At 56.2% G+C, this 624-nt stretch carries 1 protein-coding gene; it reads left to right on the forward strand.

From position 1 onward, the window contains the following. Positions 1 to 53: 53 nt before the first annotated feature. Positions 54 to 419 carry a VOC family protein gene (locus G7B67_RS13250; RefSeq protein WP_166213186.1) on the forward strand — a complete coding sequence of 122 codons (366 nt, stop codon included), beginning with the start codon at positions 54 to 56 and terminating at the stop codon, positions 417 to 419. The last annotated feature ends 205 nt before the right edge of the window (positions 420 to 624 follow it).

A 624-nucleotide genomic window follows, 5' to 3' on the forward strand; every position in this document is an offset into this window, starting at 1 on the left:
AATTCAGGTGTTAGCGCGCTGACCGTTTCAGACTGTTACTCGGATAAGCAACGATGATTCTCGGGCTTCGCACAGCAATTTACCCGGTGGCTGATCTGGCGGCAGCAGCGCGCTGGTACGCCCAGGTGCTCGGCTTCGCGCCCTACTTTGATGAGCCCTTCTACGTCGGCTTCAATGTCGACGGTTTTGAGCTTGGGCTCGTCCCAGATGGACAGTCTGGTACCGCCGGGCCACAGCCGTTATGGGGCGTCGCTGATGCTTCGGGCACTTACGCTCGGCTTCTGGAGCTTGGTGCGTCGGCCTTAGAGCCGGTGACGGAGGTCGGAGATGGGATTAAGGTCGGCGCCGTCATCGATCCCTTCGGCAATCGGTTCGGGATCATCGAGAATCCGCACTTTGGTAAGAGCGGCAGTCCGTGACGCGCTCTAACAATTCATTCAAGCCGAACATGCTTCGTTCCAGCAAACGCAGCTAGATAAAGCTTAGCTGCGTTTGCTTCCACTACGCATGTCGGCTTAATTCAGGTGTTAGCGGTCACAGCCAACATGATCGAACATCAAACCAATCAGAAGGCCGAGAGCATCTTGAGTGGGCTGATAGCTGGCACCTCTGTATCTGGGATGC

It is taken from the genome of Cognatiluteimonas telluris (genome assembly GCF_011320095.1).
Taxonomy (GTDB): Bacteria; Pseudomonadota; Gammaproteobacteria; order Xanthomonadales; family Xanthomonadaceae; genus Cognatiluteimonas; species Cognatiluteimonas telluris.

Coding starts and splice junctions, on each gene's coding strand:
- G7B67_RS13250 (WP_166213186.1), top strand. CDS start 54: ATGATTCTCGGGCTTCGCACAGCAATTTACCCGGTGGCTGATCTGGCG.